This is a genomic window from Methylobacterium trifolii (assembly GCF_022179685.1).
Lineage (GTDB): Bacteria > Pseudomonadota > Alphaproteobacteria > Rhizobiales > Beijerinckiaceae > Methylobacterium > Methylobacterium trifolii.
This window is the reverse complement of sequence record NZ_BPRB01000150.1, coordinates 1-7957: the sequence shown is the minus strand read 5'-3', so window position 1 is coordinate 7957 and position 7957 is coordinate 1. Positions and strand designations below refer to the sequence as shown.

At 65.1% G+C, this 7957-nt stretch carries 8 protein-coding genes and 1 pseudogene; 5 read left to right on the top strand and 4 right to left on the bottom strand.

Translation table 11 applies throughout. The features are described 5' to 3' along the window. The 4 genes from COGEMETH_RS13985 to COGEMETH_RS13970 all read left to right on the top strand — a co-directional run. Window positions 1–302: sigma factor-like helix-turn-helix DNA-binding protein (locus tag COGEMETH_RS13985; RefSeq protein WP_238183246.1), on the top strand; the 302-nt coding region annotated here is incomplete at its 5' end. Continuing rightward, a complete protein-coding gene (locus tag COGEMETH_RS13980; RefSeq protein WP_238183245.1) occupies window positions 299–1072 on the top strand; it encodes an anti-sigma factor family protein in 774 nt (257 codons plus the stop codon). The genes COGEMETH_RS13985 and COGEMETH_RS13980, both read left to right, overlap by 4 nt. Window positions 1073–1081: 9 nt before the next feature. Beyond that, complete coding sequence (locus tag COGEMETH_RS13975; protein ID WP_238183244.1) at window positions 1082–2194, top strand: catalase family peroxidase; 1113 nt, start codon at window positions 1082–1084, stop codon at window positions 2192–2194. Beyond that, window positions 2191–2739: a cytochrome b gene (locus COGEMETH_RS13970; protein ID WP_238183243.1), complete on the top strand. Its 549-nt coding sequence runs from the start codon at window positions 2191–2193 to the stop codon at window positions 2737–2739. The genes COGEMETH_RS13975 and COGEMETH_RS13970 overlap by 4 nt, the downstream gene beginning before the upstream one ends. Window positions 2740–2851: 112 nt before the next feature. On the opposite strand, the gene COGEMETH_RS13965 is transcribed toward COGEMETH_RS13970, so the two are convergent. Continuing rightward, a complete protein-coding gene (locus tag COGEMETH_RS13965) occupies window positions 2852–3724 on the bottom strand; it encodes an aldo/keto reductase family oxidoreductase (protein ID WP_238183242.1) in 873 nt (290 codons plus the stop codon). 93 nt (window positions 3725–3817) lie between these two features. Here COGEMETH_RS13965 and COGEMETH_RS13960 point away from each other — a divergent pair, with 93 nt between their 5' ends. Beyond that, entirely contained in the window at window positions 3818–4726 is a 909-nt protein-coding gene (locus COGEMETH_RS13960; RefSeq protein ID WP_238183241.1) for a LysR family transcriptional regulator, read from the top strand. A gap of 351 nt (window positions 4727–5077) precedes the next feature. Here COGEMETH_RS13960 and COGEMETH_RS13955 read toward each other — a convergent pair whose 3' ends face one another. The 3 genes and pseudogenes from COGEMETH_RS13955 to COGEMETH_RS13945 all read right to left on the bottom strand — a co-directional run. After that, window positions 5078–6112: an adenylate/guanylate cyclase domain-containing protein gene (locus tag COGEMETH_RS13955; RefSeq protein ID WP_238183240.1), complete on the bottom strand. Its 1035-nt coding sequence runs from the start codon at window positions 6110–6112 to the stop codon at window positions 5078–5080. Window positions 6113–6732: 620 nt separating this feature from the next. After that, window positions 6733–7776, bottom strand: coding sequence for an SLAC1 anion channel family protein (locus tag COGEMETH_RS13950; protein WP_238183239.1), 1044 nt, complete (start codon window positions 7774–7776; stop codon window positions 6733–6735). Window positions 7777–7817: 41 nt separating this feature from the next. Beyond that, window positions 7818–7957: pseudogene (locus tag COGEMETH_RS13945) on the bottom strand (SDR family NAD(P)-dependent oxidoreductase); the annotation flags it as partial.

The window sequence follows — 7957 nt, the reverse complement described above, 5'->3', positions numbered from 1 at the left end:
CTCACATGCCGATCGAAGACACCGCGGAGGTCAACCTCGCCGTGGCGCCCACCCAGGAAAGCGGCCTGCGCTACCGGGACCTGATGACCGCCCTGGAGGCGTTGCCGGAGGAGCAGCGCAGTGTCCTCCTGCTCGTGACCGTGGAAGGCCTGTCCTACGCCGAAACCGCTCAGGTCCTCGCCATCCCGACCGGAACGGTGATGTCCCGCCTGTCCCGGGCGCGGGACCGGATGATCCAGTTGATGGACGGCGCCGAGACGGCCGTTCCCGCCAAGCGCCCGCTCCTGCGGAGGGTAAAATGACCACGCGTCCAATCGGCGAAGACGATCTCCAGGGCCTCGCGGACGAGCGCCTAGATACCGCGCGGCGCAGCGAGGTCGAGACATATCTAGGCGACCACCCGGATGCCCGGGCGCGGATCGCGCGCATGGTCGCCCTGCGCGAGGACATGCGCGCCGCCTTTGCGCCCATCGCGGCCGAGCCGGTACCGGCCCAGCTCAACCTGTCGCGGATCGTCGAGTCGCGCCGTCGCCCAGCTCGTCCCGCCTGGCAGGCGATGGCGGCCGGGCTGCTGCTTCTCGTCGGAGGCGCTGGTGGGTGGGGCCTGCGCGAGGTGGTCTCGCCCGTACCGACCGGCATCGAGGCGCTGGCCCAGGAGGCGAGCACGAACTACGCGGTCTATGCTCCCGACCATACCCGCCCCGTCGAGCTCGTCGCCGCAAACCGCGCTGAGCTCGCCGGCTGGTTCTCCAACAGGCTGAAGCGACCCGTGGGCGTGCCGGACCTGAGTGGTTCCGGCTACCGCCTCATGGGCGGGCGCCTCGTCGCCACGCCGCAGGGGCCCGCCGGCATGCTGATGTACGACGACGGACACGCCACCCGCTTCGTCATGCTGATGCGGCCGATGGCCCAGCCCGGTGACGCGCCGATGCGTGCGCATACCTCTGAGGCTTCGAACGGCTACACCTGGGCCCAGAACGGGCTGGGCTACAGCCTCGTGGGTGCCGTCGACCCGACCGTCCTTCACCCGCTGGCAAACGAGATCCGTCGCGCCACCGCGAAAGCCATCTGAAGGTTCGCCATGTCCCTTCTGAACGATCTTACCGGCGCCAGTCCTGGCTTGAGCCCGCGCGCCATCATGCTGCGGTTCGGCGCAATCGGAGCTCTGGTCGCTGGCACCGCGGGAGGCTTCGCGTATGCCGGCGGCTGGCTGTCGCCGGGGGACCTCACCCAGGCGCGGATCGTCGACCGCTTCGAGCGGGTCAACGGCGTGCATCCGGGGTTCCGGCGCAACCACGCCAAGGGGCTCTGCCTCGCCGGGCGCTTCGAAAGCAGCGGCGGGGGGGCGCGCCTGTCGAAGGCTTCGCTGTTCGCTGCGGGACAGGTCACCCCCGTCACCGGGCGCATCGCACTCGCAGGCGGACAGCCCTACGCGGCGGATGCGGCGGCGACGGTGCGCAGCCTCGCGCTTCGCTTTCATCTTCCCGACGGTGAGGAATGGCGCACCGGCAACAACGACATCCCGGTCTTCCCGGTGCGGACACCGGAGGCGTTCTACGCGCAGCTCCTCGCCGCCAAGCTCGATCCGGCCACGGGCAAGCCCGATCCCGAAGCGCTGAAAGCGTTCTTCTCCGGGCACCCCGAAAGCGCGAAGGCGGCGGCCCTGATCAAGGCGCGGACGATCACGTCCGGGTTCGCCGATGACACCTTCCGGAGCCTGAACGCCTTCCGCTTCGTCGCCGCGAACGGTACCGAAACGCTCGTGCGCTGGGCCTTCGTGCCAGAGCAGGCAGCCACAGCGGAGAGCCCCACTCAGGCAGCGCGCACAGACAAGAACTTCCTGTTCGAGGACTTCGCGGCCGCAATCCGCCAGGGTCCCGTGCGCTGGCACCTCGTCGTCACCCTCGGATCGCTCGGCGACGCTAGCGCGGACGCGACCCTTCCCTGGCCGTCCGAACGAGCGAGCGTCGACGTCGGCAGCGTGGTTGTCACCGCGACGGAGGCGGAAGCGAACGGCAATTGTCGCGACGTGAACTTCGACCCCCTCGTCCTGCCCGCCGGCATCAAGGGATCGGACGACCCGCTGCTCAGCGCCCGCTCGGCGGCCTATTCGCAATCCTTCACCCGCCGCGTTGGCGAACCGAAGGTGCCGAGCGCCGTCCACGACACCCCTACCTCGGGAGCCGGATTGTGAGTGACCCAGCGCACTTCAACCTGCCAGCCCGAGCGTTGCACTGGACCATGGCGGCGATGGTCCTGGCCATGCTGTTCATCGGCGTAGCGATGGTGACCTCGGTGGCCCACTATCACGCCCTCGTCGCGCTGCACCGGCCCCTTGGCATCGGCATCCTGATCCTCGCGGTGCTGCGTATGATCAACCGCTGGCGCAGTCTACCGCCTGAATTGCCGTCGGACCTTCCAGGCTGGCAACGGCAGGCAGCGCACGCCTCGCACATTCTGCTCTACGGGTTGATGCTAGCGCTGCCGCTGGTCGGCTGGGCGATGCTATCGGCGGCCGGCTACCCCATTGGCATTGCCGGCTCCGTCGTGCTGCCGCCGATCCTGCCACGCGATCCCGCCCTCTACACATGGCTCCGTCCGCTACACACGGTCTTGGCCTACACGCTGTTCGGCATCATCCTCGCCCATCTCGGTGCCGCCCTGATGCATGGACTGATCCGCAGGGATGGCGTTCTGGGCAGCATGGCCCTTCGTCTGACAGCATCCAAGACTCCTTGATACAAACTCAGTCATATCGCCCAAGGATGTCTAACGCGGGCTTACGTCCGCTATTAGGCCGCATTTGCTCCCGCCTGTGTGACCGGGTTGGGTCGAGACCTGCCGGTCCTCTCTACGACCGGGCGGCGATCTGATCGAGCTTCGTCATCGTGTCCTCCGAGAGCGTGAGGTCCGCCGAACCGAGGTTGTCCTGTAAGTGGAGGAGCGAGGATGTTCCGGGGATCAGAAGGATGTTGGGCGAGCGGGCAAGCAGCCACGCGAGTGCAACTTGCATCGGCGTCACGCCGAGGCTCCCGGCGACGGTACTGAGGGTCCCTGACTGGAGCGGGCTGAAGCCGCCCAGCGGGAAGAACGGCACGTAGGCGATGCCGGTCGCCGCGAGTTCGTCGACGAGGGCGTCATCGGCCCGGTGCGCGAGGTTGTACGCGTTCTGGACGCAGACGATGTCGGCGATGCGCCGTCCCTCGGCCACCTGCCGGGCCGTCACGTTGCTGAGACCGATCCGACGGACGAGCCCCTGGCGCTGAAGCTCGACAAGGGTGGCGAGCGGCGCGGCAATGGAGCCCTCGGCCGGTCCGTGCGCGTCGAACATGATGCGCAGGTTGACCACGTCGAGGGCATCGATGCCGAGGTTGCGCAGGTTGTCGTGGACTGCGCGGGTCAGTTCCTCTGGCGAGAAGGCCGGGTTCCACGAAGCATCTCCGCCGCGCTTGGCGCCGATCTTGGTGACGATGACGAGATCGTCCGGGTAGGGATGAAGCGCTTCTCGGATCAGCTGATTGGTGACGTGCGGGCCGTAGAAGTCGCTGGTGTCGATATGGTTCACCCCATTGGCTACCGCCTCACGCAGGACCGCGATGGCTCCGGGCCGGTCCTTCGGTGGGCCGAACACCCCCGGCCCGGCCAACTGCATGGCGCCATAACCCAGGCGTTGAACGGTCCGGTCGCCGAGGACGTAGGTCCCGGCCTGTTTGATGTCGGTCATGATGTTGCTCCGTCGTGGTGACGGGGATGTAGTCCCGACCTGATTGCGTGATAATCCTGGCGAGTGCGCACAGGCTGTGCGCGAGGGCGAACAATGACGGCCGATCTTGGGGACCTTTCGGCGTTCGTCGCCGTCGCGCGCGCCGGCGGGTTTCGCGATGGCGCACGGGCGAGCGGTTCGAGCGCGTCCGGCTTAAGCGAAGCCGTTCGTCGCTTGGAGATGCGGCTCGGTGTCCGGCTCCTCAATCGCACCACCCGCAGCGTCGCGGCGACCGAGGCCGGCATGCAGCTCCTCGAACGGCTGACGCCAGCGCTGGAAGAGGTCGAGGCGGCGCTGGATGTCGTGAACGGTTTTCGCGATCGCCCGGCCGGCACGCTCAGGCTCAACGTGCCGGTCAGCGCGGCGCGCCTCGTGCTGCCCCGGATCGTGCCGCCCTTCCTGGCGGCCTACCCGGACATCCGCCTCGAAGTGGTGGGCGAGGACGGGTTCGTCGACGTGCTCGCGGCGGGCTGCGATGCCGGCATCCGCTACGACGACCGGCTCGAACAGGACATGATCGCGGTGCCGATCGGTCCGCGCGAGCAGCGCTTCGCGACGGCGGCCTCTCCAGCCTACCTCGATCGCCGTGGTCGCCCCGAACACCCACGCGACCTGCTGAACCATGCCTGCCTCCGCGGTCGCTTTGCGAGCGGAGCGATGACCGCATGGGAGTTCGAGCGCAATGGGGAGATCGTGCGCGTCGACCCCAGTGGCCCCCTCATCGTTCGGGCCGGTGCCGCCACCGACCTTGCCGTGGGCGCGGCGATCGCGGGTACGGGCATCATCACGTTGTTCGAGGATTGGTTGCGCCCGCACATCGATGGCGGGACGCTGGAGCCCGTCCTTGAATCCTGGTGGCAGACCTTTTCGGGGCCTTTCCTATATTACCCCGGCCGCCGCTACCTGCCTGCGCCGCTGCGCGCCTTCGTCGACTTCATCGACACGTCTCGGGTCGGTCCCTGATGCCATAGCCGACCGGAAGGTCATGTTCGCTCCAGGAACCCTGTGGCACATGCGCTCCTGCGCGTGGATCGAGAGCGGCTCTAAAGCAAAAGGAGCGAGATCAACGTCTACTTCTGAGAACACTCATATGCTCGCGGCGCGTCCGAGTAAGGTCGGATGCGGAACGTCTGCTTCCGAGCAGGCGGCCAACTTCCGCTGATGGCGCAAAACGGCGATGCTGAATGGCGTGGTTGAGTGGAGGGCGGTCCGGCTGCTCTTCCATGTGAGAGATCAGATTTCGGACATCCACAGATGTGCTTCATCGGCGACAAGCCGAACGGCAAACCCGGCGATCATTGCACCGCCTTTTAGCTAATCGATGCTCGATACCGCATTTCTTGGAATTGCAAAGAGACGTATTGCATCCGAATGCCCGCGGATCGTGTGAAGACCCCAGTCGGTGAACCTTCTAACCGTCCCCTCGCTTCCCTCGCTTTGCATGCGCCTGACGACGGCGTCAGTGATCAAGATCGAGGCCTTCGCTTCACGACAGTGGTTCTCGACGCGGCTCGCGACGTTCACGGTATCTCCGAGGACCGTCAGCTCGAGCCGGCTCTCGCATCCAACATCGCCGAGCACGACATCGCCGTAATGGATGCCGATAGCAATGGCGACTGCTTCCTGTCCCGTTGCGGCACGTGCATCGTTCCACGTTTGAAGCCTCGCCTGCATCGTCAGTGCACACAATACGGAATTCGTTGCGCTCAAATCGTTCGAAACAGGTAGGCCGAACACCGCGATCAAACCGTCGCCCGTGAACTTGTCGACGGTGCCGTGGTGCTCGAAAACACTGGCGCTCAGGGTACACAGCGATTCGCGAAGCATTGCGATCACGTCTTGCGGCTGCATAACGCTGCAGAACTTCGTGAATCCGATCATGTCGACGAACAGGACCGCGGCAGGTTCATATCGCGTCGTGGATAGTGCGATGTCGTTCGTCGCGATTTGCTCGACGATGGTCGGCGGGAAGAATCGAGCCAGATTGTTCTTTTCCTTTTCGACCGCGATCAACCGTTCACGGGTCGCGATGTTCAACAATGCGAGCATGGTGGTGATCGCGATGGCGGCGAGGCTGATCAACGTGCGGGCTGCGGCGCTGCCGTCCGGATCCGGGCCATGCGTGATAATGAAGCTCAGGCATGTCAGCGAGGCACAAAGCGTCGCGGTCCTGAGGATGCCGACGCGCTTGAACCATAGGGTCGCGAGGACAATGACGACGATGTAGAGGACAGCAACGGCGAAATGCAACGGACTCCATGTGTCGAACAGGAAGATAGATGTCGCCAAGAGCACCACGTAGGCCGGGGACGCGCGGCGTTGAAAAAGGTCTAAGATCCTTGTCTGCATGCGTGCGAATGTCATAGACGACGACGTTATGTCATATTCCACTGCAAACTTTCCCGGTCCAAATTAAATTTTATTCATAATAATCGAGTCTGGCTATATTTGCTAGCCCGTGGGTGGAAAGAGATTTGGACGTTGTATTGGGCTGAACTCCAGGTCAGAGAGCGGAATCAGATAGGGCGCCTGGAGTTTGTAAGGAGCACGATGAAGGCGCAAAATGGGAACGCTTTAGTGCCATAGATCGGGCTTGGCGAGATCGATGATTTTGGTCCCAAGTCCATCCGCACGCCCACGCCTATTCATCGACGACTTACACCATCGCTGGCCAGCAGGCGGACCACGGTGAGCCGGGCAGCCCGCTGCTTCCTACCCGTTCCATTCGTAGGTCCCTACCTCATTATCAGCCCGAAAGCAGACCTTCCGAGGGCCCGAAATTGGTCGATACCGGACGGTCGATCACCCGAAACTTTATGTCCGCTGCCGGGCGGTAGACTGATGTCCGCTCATGGCGCAAGGCGGCGATGCTGAATGGCTTCGTTGGTTGGATTTCTGTCAGTCCGCTTTTTGATGAGAAGTGGTGAGAGCCGAAATCGGATGAGCAACCGGAGTTCGGCGATTGGCCATCATAGCGTCAGTGTCCGCAGCTCTCCACGAGCTAAGCCGATCAAGGTTCGGACGAGCAGCCATCCGATGACCAGCGTGGCTAGCCCGAGCAGGGCCAGGGCAAGGCCGTCGGTCGCCGGAGCCGGTTCCGCCGTCGCGACGCGCAGAGCCGCGACCGCTGTTGCGGCGAGCGGGAAGCTCACGCCCCACCAAGAGACGCGGAAAGGGCAGGCGCGACCGAACCGGGCGAGCTTCGGCAGCAGCACGGCGAGCAGGAACAGTGCGATCGCGAAAAGCGACTTAGCGAAGAGATCGATTGCGCCCGTCGTGGCGACATAAGCCGAGAAGCCGACCGCGAAGGGTGCCACGAGGATCAGGAGCGACGGCTGCAAGGCTGCGGGCAGCGGTGCCTCGAACAGGAGGCGGGACAGGATCAGCGTGAACAGAGGCACGGCGAAGAACAGCCCCACCGCCAGCCCGAAGATCATCACTCCCTGCATCGGCGGCAGACCGAGCCCCGGAAGGGCCAGGGGTACATCGAGCAGGCCGACTACCGGTACGATCCAGGCCGGCGTCGCATGCGCCGCCTGCTGCCGATCGCTCAGCCAGCGCGTCACGATCAGCCACGCGAACAGCGTCATGCCGATAGCGCCGGCGATCCACAGCGCGCGCGCTAGCGTGAGGCTGAAGGGCGACAGGGGGATCGGCAGCAGGAGCAGGCTGATGAGCGGCGTGCCGAACAGGTTGCCGGCGATGGGGTGGCGGAACTCCGCCCGCACGGCCTCACGGGCGATGACGGCCTTGGCGGCATAGCCCGCCGTAATAGCAAGGAAGGCCGTTGAGGCTATAAGGGCGATGGCCTCCCCGACCCAGAACGGCAAGCCATATCGCGCATGGGCGAGCCGCCACGCGACGCTCAGTCCCGTCAGGCCCATCACCGCCGCGAACAGGCCTATCGGCAATGCCTCGATCTGCCGCCAGCCTCCCGGCAGAGGGGGCTGGTCCGGGTCACGATGGGCGGTCAGCGCGGCTTCGCTCGGCTCGCCTTCGACGACCTGCAGCATGGACGAACTCCTACTCAACGAGGCATCGAATCTTTCGCGCGTTAGCCGAGACCATAGCGGGAGGCCGGCATGCTGCGGGAGAGGTTGGGACCAAGTCGGAACCGGGCGGCTTCGAGAGCTTGCCAATCACCGAGATCGGGGAGCGAGGGAATCGTAACGGTCTCGCCCGCATCGAGGCCGG